This window comes from Chitinophaga sp. G7 BAM 1005 (assembly GCF_057126945.1).
In genome coordinates, this window is the sequence record NZ_CP181478.1 from 3,448,419 (window position 1) to 3,469,113 (window position 20,695).

At 50.3% G+C, this 20,695-nt stretch carries 8 protein-coding genes; all 8 read right to left on the reverse strand.

What is annotated here, in order from left to right; genetic code table 11:
• Positions 1 to 3: 3 nt before the first annotated feature.
• The gene (locus ACMXI2_RS13740) at positions 4 to 1,377 is read right to left on the reverse strand and encodes a vanadium-dependent haloperoxidase (RefSeq protein WP_483782134.1); all 1,374 of its coding nucleotides are present in this window, start codon (positions 1,375 to 1,377) and stop codon (positions 4 to 6) included.
• A 13-nt stretch (positions 1,378 to 1,390) separates the two neighbouring features.
• A complete protein-coding gene (locus ACMXI2_RS13745; protein ID WP_483782135.1) occupies positions 1,391 to 2,266 on the reverse strand; it encodes a WD40 repeat domain-containing protein in 876 nt (291 codons plus the stop codon).
• Between the two features lie 97 nt (positions 2,267 to 2,363).
• Complete coding sequence (locus tag ACMXI2_RS13750) at positions 2,364 to 5,198, reverse strand: eCIS core domain-containing protein (RefSeq protein WP_483782136.1); 2,835 nt, start codon at positions 5,196 to 5,198, stop codon at positions 2,364 to 2,366.
• Between the two features lie 13 nt (positions 5,199 to 5,211).
• The gene (locus ACMXI2_RS13755) at positions 5,212 to 6,576 is read right to left on the reverse strand and encodes an OmpA family protein (RefSeq protein ID WP_483782137.1); all 1,365 of its coding nucleotides are present in this window, start codon (positions 6,574 to 6,576) and stop codon (positions 5,212 to 5,214) included.
• A 24-nt stretch (positions 6,577 to 6,600) separates the two neighbouring features.
• Positions 6,601 to 8,289 (reverse strand): eCIS core domain-containing protein, encoded by a 1,689-nt coding sequence (locus tag ACMXI2_RS13760; protein WP_483782138.1) that lies wholly within the window; start codon positions 8,287 to 8,289, stop codon positions 6,601 to 6,603.
• A 65-nt stretch (positions 8,290 to 8,354) separates the two neighbouring features.
• Complete coding sequence (locus ACMXI2_RS13765) at positions 8,355 to 9,791, reverse strand: contractile injection system tape measure protein (protein ID WP_483782139.1); 1,437 nt, start codon at positions 9,789 to 9,791, stop codon at positions 8,355 to 8,357.
• A gap of 6 nt (positions 9,792 to 9,797) precedes the next feature.
• Positions 9,798 to 16,193: a hypothetical protein gene (locus ACMXI2_RS13770; RefSeq protein ID WP_483782140.1), complete on the reverse strand. Its 6,396-nt coding sequence runs from the start codon at positions 16,191 to 16,193 to the stop codon at positions 9,798 to 9,800.
• Between the two features lie 10 nt (positions 16,194 to 16,203).
• Complete coding sequence (locus ACMXI2_RS13775) at positions 16,204 to 20,676, reverse strand: hypothetical protein (RefSeq protein ID WP_483782141.1); 4,473 nt, start codon at positions 20,674 to 20,676, stop codon at positions 16,204 to 16,206.
• Between the last annotated feature and the right edge of the window lie 19 nt (positions 20,677 to 20,695).

Genomic DNA, 20,695 nt, shown 5'->3' on the forward strand with positions numbered 1-20,695 from the left:
TAATCATAATGTTCCGTTGAAAAAATACATTGCTTTTTCCCATACGATCTTTCCTACTTTCTGACCGAGGTATTGCCCTTCCTGGTTGCCGCGCGCAAAATGAATTCCGCTGTATAACCGCGACATGCCTGCCTGTGCGGCCGCTTCCGAAAAAGTGTTCCAGCTTAATGAGATGTCCCGTGAAGGGGTATGGCCCGGTTCTATCAGTGAACTACCTTTGCTGCATAGTACGGTGGCGCCCAGTTTATCGCCGCCGGTAAACTGCGCCAGGATGTATGCGGCCGCGCTGCTGAAGGTACTGTGACCGGAAACATATTCTGCAAAGGGAGGCGTGATAGCAGCTGCTGGCTGAAATGGCATCCACTCCTCTCCTTTTATTTCTTTAGTGCCCTGCCCGGGGCCGCCCCAGGCCTTTATGGTGCGCCCTTTGTACACATAGCGCACGGCTGAAACAGGACGCACCGCATCATAGTGCCGTTTGCTTTCCCAGCAGGCGATACTGGCATCCAGTAGTGCGTTGCTGAGGGCGAAAAAAAGTTTCAGATCCTGGTGGTTGCAATGCTGATCACGGTTAGATACATACTGTGCAATCTGGCACCAGTGACCGGGTGGCGTTACGGTTCCCGGGCCATCCCACCAGTATTCTGCCATTACTTTTTGCAGGTCCGTAAGTCCTGCACTGAGTCCGATCACCTGGTCCACCTGCTGCTGAAACTCTGTACTACCGGGCAGATAAGGCGCCGGCGGACGAAACTGTTCCGGGCGATGTAATGCAAAAGGCTGTACCAGCGACCAATGCGGCGTGAGGAACTGTTGCGGTTTAACGTGCCCGTTGCTATCCGGGATGAGCAGCGGTTGCCAGCGGCCCGGTTCTTTCAGCTGCTCCGGTGTATTCACCGGTTTATAGCCTGTATAATCCGACCAGGCAGGCATTTGCAGGGTGCCGTATGCGTTGGCGCCATCGCCGGCAAAAGCTTCCAGAACGCAGCGGGCGGCGAGGTTGCCGATACCTGCTGCTTTTGAAATATCCAATGTGGTGATGGCCGGATCATAGTCGAGATGCAGCATCATATCGTGGAACATATTTTTATTTTCCGGTGGCAATATTAACCGGAAGAGTTCCGTGAGCACGCGAAAAGCGGCGTAGCTATAGGCTTTGCGTTTATATGCTGCTTTATGTTCTTCTTTGGGGCGTTTGATATAGGCGCCGGTATTGGTACTGATGGCACAGGGGTTATAGGCCGTCCACGCATCGTACATGGCGGTATGCACCATAGCCAGTGCGCGGGCGGCCAGTGGCGGCGAAACTGCCGAGCAGCGGATTGCTTCCACTGCCAGCTGGTTCCATTGCACTACGAGTGTTGTCGGGGTTGACATATCATCTTTTCATTTATAATAATGTAGTAATTCTGACAACTGCACCATGCATAAAAAAGGCCAGCAGCCGTTCGTTGTCTGCCGCTACGGAGAAGATAGCGCCGGGGGCATCTATCTGCTGCTGTTCAAGCGGAGCAGCGGTGCTGATAAGAAACGTTTTACCTTCAAAGTCAACAGCTACTATATACTTTCCATCCGGTGTGATGGTGGCGTCATTCCAGTTCCCTTTCCAGCGGTTCATTTCCTTTCCTGTGACAGTATCCCATAAGCCGATGTGATCATGCTGTAACAGCAGCAGTTGTTTTTCATCTGCCGTCATTTCAATTCTCACGGCGGGCAATTGTTCCGGGATGATGGTGGCTGTAAAAGTTTCTTTGTCGAACACCCGGAACTGCGGTGTGCCTGCCAGTATCCATTTATCGCTGATATACAAGGCTGCCACCGGCAGGTTGCTTTCTTCCCAAAGGGTTTGCAGCAGGCGGCCTTCTTTGTCCAGCAGCAGCACCTTTGCGGGCGGCGGGCCGGGCTTACCGATCCATTGCACTGATACCGCCACCGCGCTGCCGTCCGGCGCCCATGCAAAAACATTGGGCGTGTATTCATTTCCGTGAGACACCTGGTATTGTCCTCCTGCTGTTCTGATAGCCTCCTGCATACCGGGGATCTCATGCCGCACATTGGCGGCCAGGTCGAGAATGCCGGCGCCCCAATACAGCTGATCGCCAATGAGCGTTGGAAAGCCCGGCTGCTGCGCATCCGTATGATGTTGCAGCAGTGGCTTATCTTCTTTCCATACAGCTACCTGGTGCAACGAAGCAGCTATGATATAGTTGTTTTTGAGCACCAGTTTGTTGCCGCCGTTACCTGTTAATGTTTTCCAGTTCTTCATCTTTCTTTTTATCATTTTGTTTCCGGGAGATGTGCAACTGCTGCACTACTTCCTATAACAACATTTGTCCGCGGGGTGTTTGTATAAAGTTACCTGCTTATGGCGGGGTAATTTGCGTTTTATCTACATATCCCAGTTTGCCATTAAAATCAAATGCAGCCCAGGCATTGGTAAAGCCCGCTACCTGTAACAGATCGCCTGGTTTTACCCAGCCAATGCCTTTGTGTTTTGGACCAGGTCCTCTGTACACAGGAAGTTTTTTCAGTGATGTTACTGTTGCGATATATGCTTTCTGATCAATCAGTAAGTTATTAAATCCCCGTCCAGGGATGCGTGCATTGGCCAGTGGCCGGTCATCTCCTGGTTTATCAGATCTTGGCGCCAGGCGGCCCAGTGGTCTGAGGATCTCATCCGGCTGATGGCCTGCCAGTTCCGCTGTAACGAGCGGCGACAGCACCGGACCGGTGGCAGTATTTGAAATCTCATCTTTGAAAAATGCTTTTACCAATGCGTTTCCTGGTGCATTTTGAAGCCACGCCAGTGCGAGCCTGATCCTTCCGGGCGTATGCGGAGCCGCGGGAGCAAACAGCGTAGCATCCGACGCACCGATAATCGCTACATCAAGATGGACCTCCATATGCCGTACAAAGTCTGACGGCACGCCTTCAAGGAAAGTCACGAATGCGCCTGCTCTTGCAGGATCAAAGTTGAGCCATCCCTGTTCCATCAAAAATCTGCCGATACGTTTATCTGTATCTGCCGGCGCCATCATCGATGGTGTTTTGAGCATTTCATCATAGATCTCCGCTGCAAATGCGAGACGGTTGATCCAGCCTTTAAAGTGTGCAGCGGATATTCCGTACTTTGTTCCGAAGCCTGCAAGGAACGGGAATTGCGCTACCTGTGCCAATTCCAGCAATTTAGCCAGGCTAACCGGGTTAGGACCCAATCCTTTCAATGCGACTTTCACAAAAGCTACTACGCATTCATCCCACCATGATGTGGTAGCGATTCCCTTTCTTCCATTCAGCAACACCGTAGCTGTAGCAGGATTTGCAGCCGCTACTTCCACCGCCGCCCTCATAATGCCCTCGGGCTCACGACCAACCGCCAGATAAGCCGCGGCTGTACCGAAAGCCTGCGGATCAAAAGGATAGTTGATATGAAGATCATTGCTGACAGGGTCCCTCAAAGTAGTTGCGGAAAGCCCTACTGATGCACGGGCACCTTCTACCTGTACCGGCTTTCCAAGCGCCGCCGCCCTTTGCCGGGTAAACTCCACCACATTGGGATTAGCCGCTAAATACGGCGCTACATTGGCCGCAGCGGTGCCTGTAGGTACCGGGTGCGCTCCAACAAGACAGCCGGCAAATACGATCCGGGCGGTAGCAGGATCAAGGTTTTTGATCAGCACATCCAGCAGGGCCTGTGTTTTTAACTTCTCCGCAGGTTTGCTGATATCAAGACTTTCAGAGGTGTAATCAACGCGGCCCTTTACAACAGCAGGCGCACTTGTTCCCGCCAGTTCAAGACTATGCGGGGAACCATGCCCGGCAATGATTACCTGTGCAATCTGAGAGCCCTTGCCATACTTAGCTGCAATCTTTGGTACTTCTTTAACAATATCAGCGATTGAATCCTGTCCTTCCAGCATCAATACCAGGTTCGGTGAATTGATGATCACATCTTCAAATTTCGGCGCAGCATCCTGGAATGCACTGGCATCGATACCGGTATGAATGATCAGATGCAGCGGAAGTAATTTCAGCGTATTACCATAATTAAACAACAACTTATTGAGCGCCGCAATGGAGAAACGGTGCAGGTTGCGTACTTTGCCTTTCAACCCGATATAAACAGCCGGTGCAAGACCGGTGAACATATTGATCATCTTTTGAAATTCGGCGCCTCTTGCGCCTGCGCCAGGGGAATATACCCTTTGCAGGTGCGGCCTAAAGTCTTTCCAGTAATCTTTCAGGTTCGTCAGCAAAACAGGTCTTGCTTCTACATCTATCAATTGCAGTTCAGACACTGTTGCGCGTATCACTTTGCCACTGATCAGCTTTTCCAGTTCCAGCATCGTTTTGCCTAATGCCATTCGCCGTGCTATCGGCGGAGTGGTGTTTAATATTATTACGGTGTCGCCCCGGTTACAGCCGTTACCAAAAGCCGCCAGCTTCGTCCATTCATCCGGTGTTAGCGGAATCAGGTCTTTTAGTTTCAGATCGCCGCCGCCAGCCAGTATATGTGATCCCTCGTCTATTTTGGCGATCATCTTCCACAAAGCTTTCCGGTCGGCCTCTTTTAGTGAGGCTGCGGCAAACCAATCGGCCCGGCGGCGTATGTAGCTGTTGAATTCGCCGAGCGACATACCCGTGTTGGCAGCCGTACCATCGCCAAGAAGCGCTACTTTATTTTCCAGTTTAAATTTGGAATACACATACGGCAATGGCACGCGGGAAATCATCTGCGCCGGACTTTGCTGCACCACATGGGTCAGCTCATGCGCCAGCAGGTGCTTGCCTTCAGCGCTGTCGTTGTGCTGATTTGCCCCGAAATAAATATCCTTTCCGTGCGTAAATGCTTTTGCCTGCAGTTGCCTGCTCATGTTTGCGGCGCCTGCATCTTCATGGATACGCACGCCGCTGAGATCTGTACCAAAGGCGCGGCTCATTTCTTCATTACGCCGCGCCGGCAGCGGCGCTCCGCCACCTTTACTTTGCGACAGCTGTTGTTCAACTGCAGGTGTTACATCCGGTGTGTTGTTGGTGGTGGCTTCCCGTTGCAGGGTACCGTCTTCTTCTCCATGCTGCTGCTTCCTGTGAAAGAAAGGATCTTTCACAGGGGCCGGGCCAAAAAACGGTCCTTCCCGCTGCTGCGGTGCAGAAGATTTTAGTCCGGGGGGCTGTATCTGTGTATTTACTGCTGCCACTTTTTAAAAGCTTTTATTCAATCGTTTCATTGGGTTTACATACATTCCTCTCACCGGAATTCTGTTCCGATCTTCTTACATACCTGCACGTAGGCCCGCCATAAATGGCTTCCAGGTTCAGTCCTGGCGCCATTCCCGGCTGCCAGTCACCTATAATTGAAGCGGGCGCCAAACCGCTTACCGATTTCTTTTTAATATCCACATCCTCCGAAGCGATCACACTCCAGAAAGCATGATTCAATGGAATGAAGGCGCCCATTTCTCTAACGCCAAGTATTACCGCAAAATCCATCATCCAGAAATAATGTGTGAGGTGAAAAGGGCCCGTTTTAGAGTTGGGATAATGCAGCGGGAACACGGCTCCCGGCCGGTCGCTAATCGATACTTTCCCCGTGGTGGTACCCGGACCGGTATTGAACATGCTCCGGCCATCAAGTGCAAAATGACTGGTAGCATTCTCCAGGTCTTTGCAGGGCAACAGGTTGCAGTTGCCATAATCCAGCAACATCGTACGGCCGGCATTGTCGCTGTATTGCGCCATGAGCGTATCCCGTGTGAGTACCTGCGAAAAACCGACGCCGGTACCGCCCAGCGAAGTAAGCGTGATATCTGCCGATGCCTTCATGGAAAAATGGTTGCGGGCAAAAAGATTCTCTCTTTCATCAAAGAGAGGATTGGGTGTGGGTTTACCCTGCTGGCTAATAAGCAGATTTTCTACCTGCACATCTACCCAGGGTGGTAGTTTATTAACCACGGGTGTGGAGCGGAACAGGAACAGTTCCACTCTCCTGTTGCGGGCCTGGTTTTCCGGCGATGTTTCCGGCGCGAGGCTCCTGGGACTGGAAGTAGTATCTATAATTATCCGGCTGTCGGGAATTTTTTTAGCGATGAGGAAATCCCTGATGATGCCTGCCCGCTCTGCGGCAAGAGCCTTGTTACTGTCTGCATTCCCGGAAGTGCTGGCAGCGCCCTGTAGTTTTACTTTCAGGGCGCTGTCTTTTTTCAATATCTCCACCCAGCGGTCGGCCACTTCGTTTAGCCGTTCGCGGTGGGCGGTACGCATGGCTGCTTCTCCCACACAATAGTTCCAGAAAATAAGTTCATTGCTTTGTGTTTTTCCGGCGGATCCATCTTCCACACCAAATACCTGTCCAGGGTTATCGTTGGCCCATTTGGATTCCGGCGTGCTGCCGGCCTTGCACGCATCAGCCACGGCTGCAGCAGGTACGGCATCTTTGGCTTTTGTATCCGCCGGTTGCAGTTGCAGCGTATTGTCTCCGGGTTTGCTGAAAAAAGACTCCCCGTTTTCAGCTTTACTGAAAAAAGGTTTATCATTTTCTGCAGTTTTGTTTTTAACTGTTTTCGGAGATTTTTTCATGCAATACTATTTAAGTCGTCTTCATTACGGCGTTGTACAGGGGTATGCGTAAGGCGCGCCGTTCAGTGATGAACGTTGTCTTACGGGTTCCCATACGTAATCGAATGAAGGGGTTGTAAATGGTACGTTACAGGTAGCCGGGCAATTGGGTTTGTTACCACCGGATGGCACGCCTGATGGTCCGCCATTATAAGTAGCGCTGGCCCAGGCAATGGGGTCCATTGGATTTTCGCGGTCGTATAGCTTATAGGCGGTGATCAGCGCCACCATAGAAGCGTAAGAGAATGCGCCGCTCAACATGCCAAATGGCGGCGGCAAAAATCCGATCGGGGAAATAAAACCGTTGCACAGCCGCATCATGATACCATAGGTACCATAATTCACGGTACCTGATTTCCAGCAACCACTTCCTGTTTGCACGGTATTGGAACATACGTCGTCTGCTTCATGCAATGGATCCCGTGGCCAGCAAGGATCGCCGGTTGATCCGGGTACGCCGCATGGCGGATGATAAGGGCCTTGTTGTGTCCAGCCGGCGGTATTCAGGAATAAACCGAATGTATCAAATGCATCTTTATTCAGTTCTGGTCCGCCACTGCCCACAATCACAGGTTGAATGAGATAACGGCAGGCATTCAATTTATCCGTGAATCCCCAGCTATTGAAATTACTTTGCACCTGTGCCCATACCCGTGCTATTTCCGTGGTAACATTTGGGCCGCATTTTCTTTCAGGAACAACGGGGGGCGTTGGACCAGGCGGCGGTGGCGGCGGTACAGGCACTACCGAACTGATAACGGCTACCCTGTTGGCCACCGGATCGGTGCGGGAAAAGTGATTGGTTTCCCCATGTGCAAAAATGGAAATAAACCCTGCGCCAATTCCGGGGCTGCCATCAGCTGGAGTGATCATCTCATCTCTTACCGCCTGTGCGCGTTGGCACGACAGCCCCCAGTTGAACGCATCGGAACCATCCACACTGGCAAAACCATCTATCCTCACCGTAGCACTGGCGCCGAGACGATGCCAGTTAGCAGCAAATCCACTGATCAGCCGCTGGTTGGCAGGTGATAAGCCGGAAGAAGATACGGTGAAGGGATAGCTGTCTTCCACCCTCGGAGTACTGGTATCCACGGGACAGGCCAGTCCTGCAGGCACCTGCGACAAGTCACCATGTTCTTTCACCGGAGCTACCTCCCGTGCTATGCCTGTTGTTCCTTGTCCCTGTTGTAAAGTATGTGTCAGCTCATGCGCCAGCAGGTGTTTACCGGAGCTGCTGCCGGGAGCATATTTTCCTTCATTAAAATAAATATCATTGCCGGTGGTAAACGCCTGTGCATTCAGCTGGCGGTTAAGTCCTGCTGCATTGTTACCGGTATGAATCTTCACTTTACTGAAATCTGCGCCAAAAGCGCCGTTCATTTCATGCAGGGTATCTCCTTTCAATCCTTCTCCCTGTCCTTTGGTGCTGTTGATATTACTTTCTACTGCTGTTGGGGAGATGGCAGCCGGGGAGGCTTCCTTCCGCTGCACGTTGTTTTTCTTTTCCTCTTCTTCGCAATGAGCACATTTACGTTGGATGGTGGGCTGGAAAAAAGGTTGCGCAGCGGGCTTCCCCCAGAAAGGGGTTGCTGCCGGCTGTTTAAGGCCGGAGGCGGGCGATGCGGCCTCTCTTTGCATATTTGCGGGCTGTGCGGATTTTGTATTTCTCACTGATTACGCTGATTATACTGATTAGCTTGATTTTATTTTTTGCGGATTATGCTGATTTAAGGAACTTATCTCCATTGCACATGCAGCAGTACTTTCATCCACTTTAACTTGATGATACTGATGTTCCAGGGCAAACGGTCCAGCAGGATATCAATGGTATCCGACTCCATTTGCAGCTGATGCTTATCAGTGCCGGTGATCAATCTTCCGGGCCTTTGCAGGAACCCTTCCCGTAACCCATCTGCAGAAATATTTTTTAATGCCTTCCAGTGGCTGATGGCATTTTCTATCAGTCCGTCAGCTTCTTCCATCGCTTCTTCTGTTGGCGCCAGCTTCGTATCCAGCGGCCTTTTCAGCGGCCAGCCGCACAATAGTTTTGGCAATACTACTTCAAACTCGTCCGCTTCCGTTTCGCCTGTTGCCATGTAATGCAGCAACATAATGGCCTGCTGCTTACACGCAGCATTGAGTAACCGTTTACCATCGGTCCATTCCAGCTGACGGAACATGGGCAGCAACCAATGATGCAACAAAATGATCCCGGCATTTACCACGTAATAAGTAGGGGCGCCGGTAGCGGCTTCTGATATTTCTTCTTCAGATATATCTGTTTCCATATCAGCGGAAGGCTCATTGGCTAATGGTGTATCCGCCTGTTTGTTTTGCAGCGCTGCGGTATGTTGCAGGTTAAAAGAAGTAGCGGCAGCTAATAATTTATCCCAGCTGTTATTGCGGCATACCGTTATCAGTTCCCGGATCTGCGTAACAAATACCGGCTGCCGGATCAACAGCCCACTCATTTGTGCGGATTCGCTTACTGTTGGGTTCTTTGCTGCCTGTACTAACAATTCGTGCCAGCATGCCTGTTCAAAAGCGCGGCGGCTCATGCCGCCTTTGTGCGTGAGCTGCAGCAGGCGATAGGCGTCATAGAGCTGATGGATTATGGGTATCCAGCTGTCCTGCTTTTTGGCGGTGATGATGGCCAGCAGCTGCGTAATAAATTCCGTCGAGTGCTGCATCAGGATGCGCCGGAGATAATCCGGGCTATTCAACAGCTGTTTGCGCAGCGTGGTAATAGCCTCGTAACTGGTAGCCAATAGCTGTAATACCTGCTGGTACCACACATCACCGGGCCGTGCGGCATTCCAGGGAAGTGTGCCATGTTCCATGTAGTAGCGCCACTGATCAAAGGTGTGCTCCGGCAGGGATTTACGCGGCGTTTCTTTTACGTGGAGCGTGGCTAATGCGGCGGTCATTTTTTCCAGCAGCAGGGCCACGTAATGATCATTATTAAGATCGGCCGCCTTAATTTTTCCCAGGTCAATTTCGAGGCGGTCTATATAAATAACCGTGTCGTCGCTGCTGTGATTGTCGAACAGCTTCTCCAGTGCAGGGATGATCTTATTCCAATACAGCGCTGTTACCTGGTGTTGCCAGGTAAAAACAGTGTCTTTGTTATGCACTGTCAGCAGGAGTGTTTGTTTACGGATCTTATGCAACATGATTATTTATTTCATCCATCGCAGGCATTGTGCTACGAGGTCTTCATTTTCGTCAGATATCAGGTCTTCCGGTTTCCAGTCTTTTGCCAGTGCCGTCAGGTTGATTCCTTTGTCTTTCATTCTGCGCAGTATTTGCTGCAGCTGTTTCTTTTCGTGCGCGGCAATGCTTACCGGCGCCCGCAGCAGAAGCTGATCCAGGCAAAGCCAGGTGGCATTGCGCAGCAGGAGCGCCTGTTCACTTGTAGCTGCTTTTTTCCCGGCCGGTATATTTTTTAGTAAGAAGTCGGCCAGCGTATTGTATTTATGCATATTCAGCGGACCGGCTTCCATAAATTTACCGGTGCGGTCATATGCTTCCGTGTCTACAATATTATCGGCATCTACCGGCAGGATCTGTTGTTTGTATTTTGAAATACGTTGACGGCCTTTCCGGTCGCGCAGCAACACATCTTCCGGCGAATTGCTTCTGTGTGTGGTAACAGCTGCCGCCAGTTGTGGTGGTGCTACTGCCGGTGCGATGTTCCGTTTATCAGCCAGGATTATTCCGGGAGGCGGCGTGCTTTCATTAGAGAGACAATCTATCTCCTGCATGTCGCAGCTTTTGCGGAACAGGCGATTGATCCAATCACCGAAATCAGATTCGGGTAATCTATTCTGCCTGTTATCGTCAAAGCAGGATGGCGTGATTTGTTCGCAATCGGGATCCGTAGCAGTATCAGGTACTGCATCCATGATATCGGTTTGTCCGAAGAGGTAACAGATCAGGCAGCATTGAATATGTGCATCATCGCCGCAAACAGGTTTACATGCGAGGTGCTGTAACCAGCGGCGGTAAAGGGTTTCAAACTCGCAGAAGCTGCGTGGCCGGAGCCACAATATGTTCAGCAGCACATGCGCAGGCGCTTCTTTCCGGAGCAGGTTTTCCATCATGGCGCGGGTGCTGGTATTGCGGAAACGCACGGGCCAGCCCGGCAACACAATGGTGGCCACAAAGGAATAAGGATCCGTAAACGGAACCACGGTTGTTTCAAACACCGCATCTTCCGGATCTACATCATAGCCTACCACTTCTTCTTCCCAGGGCAGCCTGCAAAGCGGTTCAGGTTTCACCGGCAGTAAACACTGGCAATCGTCCGCTACACGTGGCCGGAGCAGGATGTGTTCCACTACATGCATGCCTTCATCATTAACGGCTGCGGACGTGCGCTCAATAGCATCTTCCATTGCAGGCAAGGTGGGATAACACTGCGGATTGGCGGCGAGCACGTAAGTGCCGTCTACCAGTTCAATGCCAAACGGGCCACAACCTTCGCCAAGAGTGGATTTGTAATTATCCGGAACCGACAATGCCACGCAGAACCGGTAAAAGCCCTTGATGGCGGCATTCAGGCATTCATACTGTTCTGCACTTTCCCAGATGATGGCGCCGGGTTTACGTACCGGTGGCGGCGCATCACAGGCGCATCCCCCGTTTTCATCCGGTAAGGGTTCTTCCGGAATGAAATCATCGTGATACAAACGGAAAGAGTAACTGTAGCCAAAGGCTGTTTTTACACGACGCACCGGGTAATAAAGCGCGCCTTGTTGCAATTTTGTTTTCCATTCTTTCATGTCATCCACTGATAGTACAGCATCGCCTGATGGATTGAAATAGCCGCTCACTACGTTACCATTCTGCAGTTCAAACCGGTTGGTCGTGGTGTTCAGGGAGTAGTTGCCATCTTTCCACAACAACGATAGCACTTCAAACAGCCAGTCGTCCTGCGCCCTTCCTGCATTGGTACCCGACGTGTATTGCTGCCCGGATACCAATATCACTTCACCGCTGACTATTAACTGCAGCTGGAAATAGTTACCCGCGTAATAAGGTTTTATTTCAAGGGATACCTGGCAGCTTTTGCCGAGCTTCAGCCCGATCATTTGTAGTTGTTGCAGGTATTTGGCCCTGATATCTTCCGTGTTGTATTCATAGGGATGTACTGCCAGCCGGTAGCCTTTCTTCACCGCTTTAAAACTGTAACAGCCATCGTCTTTTACATATCCGTAATAAGCGCTGTTGCCCCGGCGGGTAGCGTCCAGCAATAGTTCCAGCCCGGTGTACACGTAATCACCCTTGGCATTTTTCGTGGCGGTACCCCATGCATCTTCCGGGGAATTATAATGTTGGGTACCTTCCAATAGTACTTCATTCATTACTACCTGGTAGCGGCAACTCGTTTCATTGAGCCGTACGCCGCTGTTACCGGCATACCGGGCCAATGCCAGGAATAGTTTCAGCGCTTCGCTGGCAGCGGCCATATCCACAAAGCCGTTGCAGAGTTTCCAGATCTTTTCTCTTTTGGTAATATCGTACAGGCTTACCCGTAGTCGCTGTACATTACTCAGCCAATGATAAGGGAAACTCCGCATGATATGCGGCACAATATCCAGCAGCTGGGCTTTTCCGCCAAACTGGGTAATAGTATCTGCGGGTACAACGGCTAACGGAATGATATCTGTTAACGGATCGCCTTCCAGGATAATACTGCTGCCCCAGGCAGCGGGATTGCCCGCCAGGTGTACCAGTTGCAGGTATTGTTGCCGGAATGCGGCCAGTGCTTCTGCAGAAGATCTGTAAGATTTATAACTGCGGAAATATTCGGTTTCTGTTTTTGGATAGACGGGTGAATGATAGCTCTTTTCAATGCCGCGGATCACATAATAGTAGCTAACGGCCTGTGTTTGCGGATCTTTCACGCAGGTAACCACTTCTTCTCCTCCCATACATATTTCCAGGTAATCGATCCCCTGCTGGTTGCGGCTCCGCAAGGCTGCCAGTCGATCGGTGGCCGGCGCTTTGTCTGCAAAGGTTTTGGGGAACCGGGCAAAGCAACCGGTTTTATTGATCACGCGGTATACAAAGGCCCCTTCTGCGTTAACAGTGGTGCTATGAATATAGGAACCGATGTCCGCCGGAGCTGCGCCGCTTCTCAACTGTGCGAGTGATAAAGCACTCTGTAGTTTACCGGCTGCCGCTGCCGCAGGCATGATGATCTTTTTATTTAAGCCGGCATGCAGCAAAACGGGTTTGACTCCCTTTTCTGCCTTCAGTTCCAGCTGATCCAGCGATGCTATAAAAGTATCCATTTCTGCTTTTGCCAGCTCTTCTGTGGAATATTCTTCTTCGCTGTTAAACAGGTAAGGCTTTCCTTCCATGCCCTGCAGCTGTACTTTATATTTCCATGCTGCCGGCTGTTTTGAATAAGACACCTGGTATAGTTGTGCCTGTACAATCTGTTGTATATGCAGTACGGTGTTATCGGCCTGCAGCTCTTCATCGAATAAAGCAGGGTGCATCGCTTTTACATTACTGCGTTCTACCAGTACCACTTCATACCTGCCATCGGTGGTTTGCCGTACCAGGTAACCCGCCGGAGTAGCGGCCAGTTGCAGGAGCAGGTGAAATTCTTCCGTAGCCTGCTGCTCATTTTTCACGGGCGATGCAGAAGTGAACATAATGAACGCATCTTCTTCGATGCTGATCTGCACCTGTAATTTTCCACCTTTCTGCTGGATATTATCTGCCTGGAAGGCAGCAAGATTAATAAAAGTGGTGTGTGTGGCGTTTACGGGCAGCAACTGCAATACCGGTAAGTCCACTGTTGGCGGAATGTTCCAGTCAGTGTCCTTCACTTCCACCAGCAAAGCATCTGTGGCAGCTATAGCCTTTTGCTGATCGGGAAATGCCTCATTTGAATGCAGCAACGGTTTCCCGGTGGGATCGGCCACTTCAATAAAATGATCATACCGGCTGATTTCTGCTGTGCCATTCAGCGGCTGCTGCGTAAAATGTTCCTGTAACTGCAGCAACCGGCTCTCACGTTCTTCCGGTGAAGCTGCGGGAGATGCAAGGAATGCCTTACCTGCTGACAATGGAACCTGTAAACCGAACTTCCCCTGCACAGGATCATCTGTGCGGATCAGCTGTTCCGGGTGTTTTAATTGTTGCGCAAGATGGATCAGTGCGGCAGAGGCATCTTCCTTTGTAACATAGTTACTTGTTCTGAACAGCACCTGGTTATCCGCATCTTTTATTTCTGCATAAAAAAAAGTTTCATAAGGGCCAACAATAAACGGACACAAATAATGACGGTCACTTCTTTCTATACCTGCCAACGCATTCACCCGTTGTTCGTAGCCGGAAGTATTGGCCGTATTCCATTTGTTAACGCGGTAGTCGTAGGCTTTACCGCGGTTCCTGCTTAATTTATCATAGGAAGAAAGAAAGTTTGCTTTGACGCGCAAACCCTTTTCCGCAGCCTGTTGCCGGTCGCTGATACCATATAACACCAACGCATAATCAGTGAATGTTTCTGCAAAACGACTGAGCAGGTGATTGAGCATGGTTTCGCGGCGTTGCTGATACAGGGTTTTATCTTCCACGATCTTTTGCAGGTAGCCCTGGTAATCGGCCAGGCTGAATACCACATCAAACGCATACTGGTCTTTATTGGCAGCATTCTTAAATCCGAATGAACGGAGGTTTTCCGGGTATGCTGCGAGGAATATGGCGGATTGCGCTGCCTCTTTTGCTTTTTGCTGAGAGGGATAATAGCGGCATCCGAGCAATACATATTCCCTTCCGGGAGTGGCTATGACAAAGCACCAGCAGCCGTCGCCATAGAGATAGGTGGTGATGTTGGCGGCATTACCCTGGTGGCTCATATCCAGTAAAAGCTGTTCCACTGCGGTATTCCGTGCAGAGAGATAATCGAAGGGGTAGTATTTATTACGCCAGCGCTGAATCACATCCTTCTTAACGGTAACGCCTGTATGTAGTTCGTTGAGCAGTTCTTTTCCAACCGGCAGCATGAGGGTATCATTTTGTTTCCAGCCAAGATCGGCATAGAATCCGCCCTGCTGGAAACGCAATAGTTTATCGAGATCCGGAACATCGGTAACGGCGCCGCTGAAATACGTTTGTGCGGGCGCATCCGGCGACATAGAGAACAGGTCGCGCAGGTGCTGCAATTGCGCCAGGTAGTTGGACAGGAGCTGGTCAAAGAACAACAGGAAGCCTTTCAGCTGCCACGCCTGTACTTTACGCTGAGGCGAAGCATCGTTGCCCAGTTCTCCGTTGCCGATGCCATATACCCGTGGAAAATCGCGTTGCAGGGAATAGTAATTGCCGAGGTCTTCCCTGTAAAAACCGGAAGGCACTCCATGATCAAGATATGCGGACGATTGATCATACCATACTTTGGTACCATTCAGCAGCGAAGCATTTAAATATTGCTGCAGGTTGGTACCATCAAAAGTAAACGTGGCACTGCCGCGTTTAAACACAAACCGGCTGTAAACCAGCGACAGCAGCGGCAGGTGGCCATCCAGCAAAGGCAGAATCCAGGCAGTGCCGTGCGTGCTGGCTACGGGTGTATTGTCGCCTGTAACGTAGCCGGCTATACTAAGACCGGAAATAGTGGATACACCCGGCACGTCAAACATTACATGATATACATCTGATACGCGGATTTCCCGGAGAGGTTTGATTGCTTCCAGTTCGGCAGTGTCAATGAAACCATGACTCCCGGCAGCATAGGCCCTGCCGGCAAAAATATCTTCCATCGTCACCCTTTTTTCTTCCAGCATCTGTTGCAGGGTATAAAAGGTAACGCGGGGAGAAAAGAGATGATATAACTGAAGTACCAGTTCGTTGAGAACGGTGGTTACATCGGCATCTTCCTCCAGCTGAATTTCGGTGCATACGCCAATCTCTTCATGACACAGGATGGTGATCTTATAAAAATCCTCACACAAATTACGGTGTGCCATCAATGCCTTGCGGATGCGTTCTTTCAGGTCGGCCAGGGCCTTTGCCCTCTCCTGGCTGTCGTCCGGCAGTGTTTCGGGTTCAATAAAAATGTTATAGAGCCCGTTCAGTTCCAGCAGGGAGATATCTTCCCCGCTGGCGGCCAGCTGCGGATTTCGGCTGCGGCATTCCAATCCTTCATTTCCAAACCAATGTACTTCCGGCGGGATATTGGTAGCAATTTCCAGCCAGGCGTTCCTTACGCCATCGATATCGGTGAGCAGTTTGCGGTAGTCAGTAATGGTAAGCGGGTTAACGGTGAGGATCTTTGCCGGTGTGAAGAAATTATCTTCCTTCCCGTTTCCTGCGGGGTTCATGGTGAGCAGGTCTTCCAGCGGCAAACTGGTACGGTAGCCCATATCCAACAGGGAATAACACAACACTTCCAGGATGGTGATACCCGGATCATGCGCGTTATGATCGGTCCATATTTTGCCGGAAAGTTTTCCCAGGTAGTCGATGCCTTCGCTCCGCAACTTTTCGAAATCCAGTTCCGGTGGAAAAGCAGGATCATTTTTAATGATCACATTCTTGGTATTTGTGTCCTCAGCCATAACGATGTAGTTAATTGATGATAGGGCCCTGCGGCTCCTCAGGTGATTCCGGCCGTGTATTATTACATGGCGGTATCAGGGGTTCCGGGATATTACAGTCTGTTTCCCGTTCAGGGATGCGGGTTACCACATCCGGGCAAACCACTGCGTTCTTCTGCGTGCTTACGGTGATGCTGCCGCTTACCAGGATTGAGCGGGGCGTATGCGGTTCCATATGCTGCGATGGCGCTGTTTCCAGCTCATGCTGCATGGTGAGGCACTCTACGTAGTCTACATAATCCAGTTGTTCCACAAACCTGACTACGTCCGCCTGGTGCACGATTTGTCCGAACGACAGTTTATCCAGTTTTCCTATCGCCCAGGGGGCGAAAAATTCCTGCAGGTCTGTTTTCAGTTTTTCGGTATAATATTTTTCATCTTTCCCTTTATATAATTGAATGGAGATATCGACCATTACTCTTTCATATCTTGGATTGGTGACCTTCAACCGCACAAAGGGAGATGAACGTTGTTTGAGGAAGGTGTGTATTTTTTCCAGCAGGCTTAACGGCGCTTTGGGTTCCACCAGGTTGCCCGCTGAAAGCTGGCGCAGATCGGGGATTACCGCCACCACCACATAGCCGCCGGCAGCTACCAGGTCTTGCTGGTATACTTTGGCGCCGAGGCCCAGCGTATGGTTTACGCATTTCACTTTATACAGCTGCGGGAATTCTTCGAGTACCAGTCTTTCATAATCAAACGACTGGATAGCGCGGCCTTTATGGCGCAGCTGTTCGCTAACGCGTACGTAGAAATGTCCCGCTGCTTCCGGCAGCCGCCCATTGAAGCCATCATACAACTGTGTAACGGTTTTGATATGCGCATCTGCTTCTGCCAGTTTGGTGATACTGCCAGCCTTTAATACTTCCCCCAGGCGCATCGGATCATTTTCCGGCAACACGGTGAAAGTGGCCAGTGCGGCCTGCGTATGCACACCGATGGTTTCACATACGGCGGCCACGTTTTGGGGGATAACGGCTTTCAGCCACCAGGTACCGGCGGGCATAACGGTGTTGACTATATTAATATCGCCGGGCACGGCTATTTTGATGATGCCGGAACGGGTTAACCCGTCGGTATCATCATTGAGTACCTCGAATCCTTTGCGAAGCGGCTTCCAGACATTGCTGCACAGGTAAAACCATTCCACTTCCGCTTTTTTCGATTCAGAATCAGCAGTAGCTTCTGCCAGCTGGAATAAGAGATTCAGATTGCCGTATGGCTGCAAACGATCCAGCCCTACGAACAAAGTGCCTTCGTCGCAGAATACCGGTAACAGCGAGGGTTCGACATCCAGTACTTCTTCCTTAAACGTATTTTCAAAAGGATACAGGTGCAGGAGCTGCACATCTTCCCGGATAGCGGTAGCGCTGTAGTCGATGGAGATCTGGCTGATCACCGGTGTCCAGGGTTCGTTGGGGATGATGGCAGACAGCGTGTTGGTGTCTACCACGGAAACCTGGATGTCCTCCAGCTTTTCCTTGATATCTTTTGCCAGTTCGGTGAGCCCTTCAAAGCCCTGGAAGAAGCCGCCACGTAAGGGGAAGTCCGGGGGATTGGGGCCCCTGGAAATGTAGCGGATCGTTAACGCTTCCGCCGGTGTAGGCGTCCAGGCCCAGGGGGGCGACATGCTATCAGAAGGAATCCTGCCATCAAGACCACTGGGGCCCTGAATATATTTATTGAGATTTAAAGCATCTGCATAAGTATCCTGTACCAGTTGTTTCAGTTCTTTCAAATTGAACACTACCGGGGAGCCCACTGAATTGTAGTAAGCGGCAGTATCGATCCTGTTCTTCGGATCTTTCGGATCATCCAGCAGGCGGTTAAAGGCGGTCATCTGGCGGGCCAGTACAAATGCATAATCTTTGTGCATAAAGTCCTGCCGGGTGAGCGTTATTTTAGCGAAGTAGTTACGGGTATCCGCGTTGTACCGGGTTACCTTGTCGCTGGTAAGACTGAACTGATCTTTGAAACCCAATGCAGTCGGCTGATCGAAAGCGATGGAGTAATCGTATACCTTCTGCGGATCACAGGGTACATCCTCATTTTTGGTAAATAATTCTTCTGCCGATGCATTCTCTTTAAACCATTTTCCATCCTGCAACACATATTTATTAATCTTGAAGTCGGCTTCTGCTAATCCGCCCTGGACATAGCCGGCATAATACGCTTCAAAACTGGCCGGTTTATCTTTCCAGTTCATGTTCACATATACCTTGTCCCATTTCTTCCCGAAAATTTCTGTAGAGCCAATGTAGAAGCTGGGGCCTTTAGCAGTGGTAGAAAATTCCTTTTTACCTTTCAGTATTTCAAAATCAATCAGCGCAGGCCGGGTACCAAAGGGATAAACAGGCGAGTTAACATCCTGCACCGTTTCATCATTTTGCACGATCACATTTTTAACCCCGCAAACATCCACTTTGATGGATACATTTTTTATGCGGAAGTCGCGCAGGAAGTGATACAGCGCAATAGCGGTTACGGTGTTCTTTGGCTGGCGTTCCAGTTTACACTGACCGCAATCGCCACCTACTTTTTCAACCAGGATATCATCAAGACTTAATTTCACCTGCTGATCCACTTCCACGCGTAACACGGGCAGCGTAGTATTGTAGTTGCCACTGAGCGCTTTCTTATCATAAAAAGTAACCGCGGGCACTTCCGGCGGGAGCTCCACTTTCAGTGTCAATTTATAACCACCGGGTTGTGTAACAATGGAGATGTCTGCCAGCTTTGGCGGAGCAATCCAGTCTTCCGCACCGCTGAAAAACAGCTGCAATACGCTGCGGGGTTTAAACAATTCTTTTACTGCCGCCGGCAATGCGTTGATGTTCGTTAAAGGCGAATCAGGGGTTACGCCGTTGTCCGTTAACACCGCGTGTGTACCATCTGAAGCATATCTTACATCAGTAAGCGCATCCCGCAATATGGTGATGGTGGCGGCGTCCACACCCATTTCTTCCGCTTTTGCAATCAGGTCGTCCGACAGGCAGGTGTATTTATTTTTGAGGATAATTTGCAGTGCATCGAAGTAATCGCTGTCCTGCAGCAAAACATTGTCATCGCAGTTTTCAGAAAGGATGCATTCAATATCCACCGTGATTTTACGGGCGCCTTCCTGCAGAAGTAATACCGGCGAAGCCAGCATGAATCCGAGGCGGGCATATGGATGCTGCGCCGGTTGTATTTTGCCCGGCGCAATAAATTTACTGTAGCGGGAACCGGCGGTAAACCAGTTCTTCGGCATATTTTCCTGGAAGGGTTTATCCACCCCATCCGCCATATTGGCTTTGGTGGTGATGTACAGTCCTTCGATAAAATTCCTTTTATAACAAAGCGGGGGCCCGTCTGTCAGCGTTCTTTTGAATGCTGTTACCGGGTTTACATACAGGGTAAGTAAGCTGGAGATGGCGGCATTGTCTACTACTATTTCATCATCAAGCCGGAAGAGCACATCTGTTTTCAGTTTATCTTTTCCATCGCGGAGGGCGGTTCCTTTCGGGAGCAGGTATTGGGGAAAGGGTTGCTGTACTTCAAACACCACGTGCGTCTTATCCGGCGTGAGGGGTTTGGGTACCAGTTTTAATACCTGTTGAAAGAAGAAATCGAGATGTTTTTGCGTGAACCCGTTCAATTGTTGCTGTACATGTGTGAAGAGGTACAGGAATGCAAAGAGCAGACCCAGGTGTGGTGTATGATTCTTTTTATAGGCTTCATTCAATGGTTGCAGGCTTTCTGCGATGCTGTCCGGCGCCAGTGCGGCGATAGCGGCAATGGCATCCAGGAACGGTTGAAAGATGGACTGGTAAGCCTGCAACAGCAGTAATGCTTTTTCGCGGGAGGTGGCGGCGTAATGAAAACTTTCGTTCCACTCCAGGTAGGCAAACAGCGGATCGATGCCCCAGATCTCTTCATTTTTAATCTGTGAAAGATCGAGGGGACGAACACAAAACCATTTCACAGCGCCGTTGGTGAACTGGATAAACCGGGACAGCGGCGTACGGAGCTTTTGCTGTATAATGGCTTCTATACTACGTTCCATTGGCAGTCCTGTACCATGAAAAGCCAGTTGCCACTGTGCAATGGGAACAATTACATCATCATATAAAAAATTGATCAGGAGTTGAAGCGTATCTTTTGTGGGGCGTTCATATACCTGGTTTACATATCCTTCAAAATTATCTTTCAGCTGGCTGGTATTTGTTTTAGCCAGTTGTGCCAGCAGAAAAGGGAGGCTGTTCCGGAAGAAAGGCTGCCAGTCGTTGATCAGGTAGGCATCTTTGTATTGGTAATAATTGATCTGCGGCGCCATTTGTACGAAATAATGGAGCAGGTCCGCGAGCTTTCTCCCGTCTATCGGTGCGGAGGCAGCATCCAGGGCCGGTAGTAGCCGGTTGCGCTGACTGATGCCTGGTTCATATTGAAAAGGATGTACGATCATGATTTAACTGATTAATTGA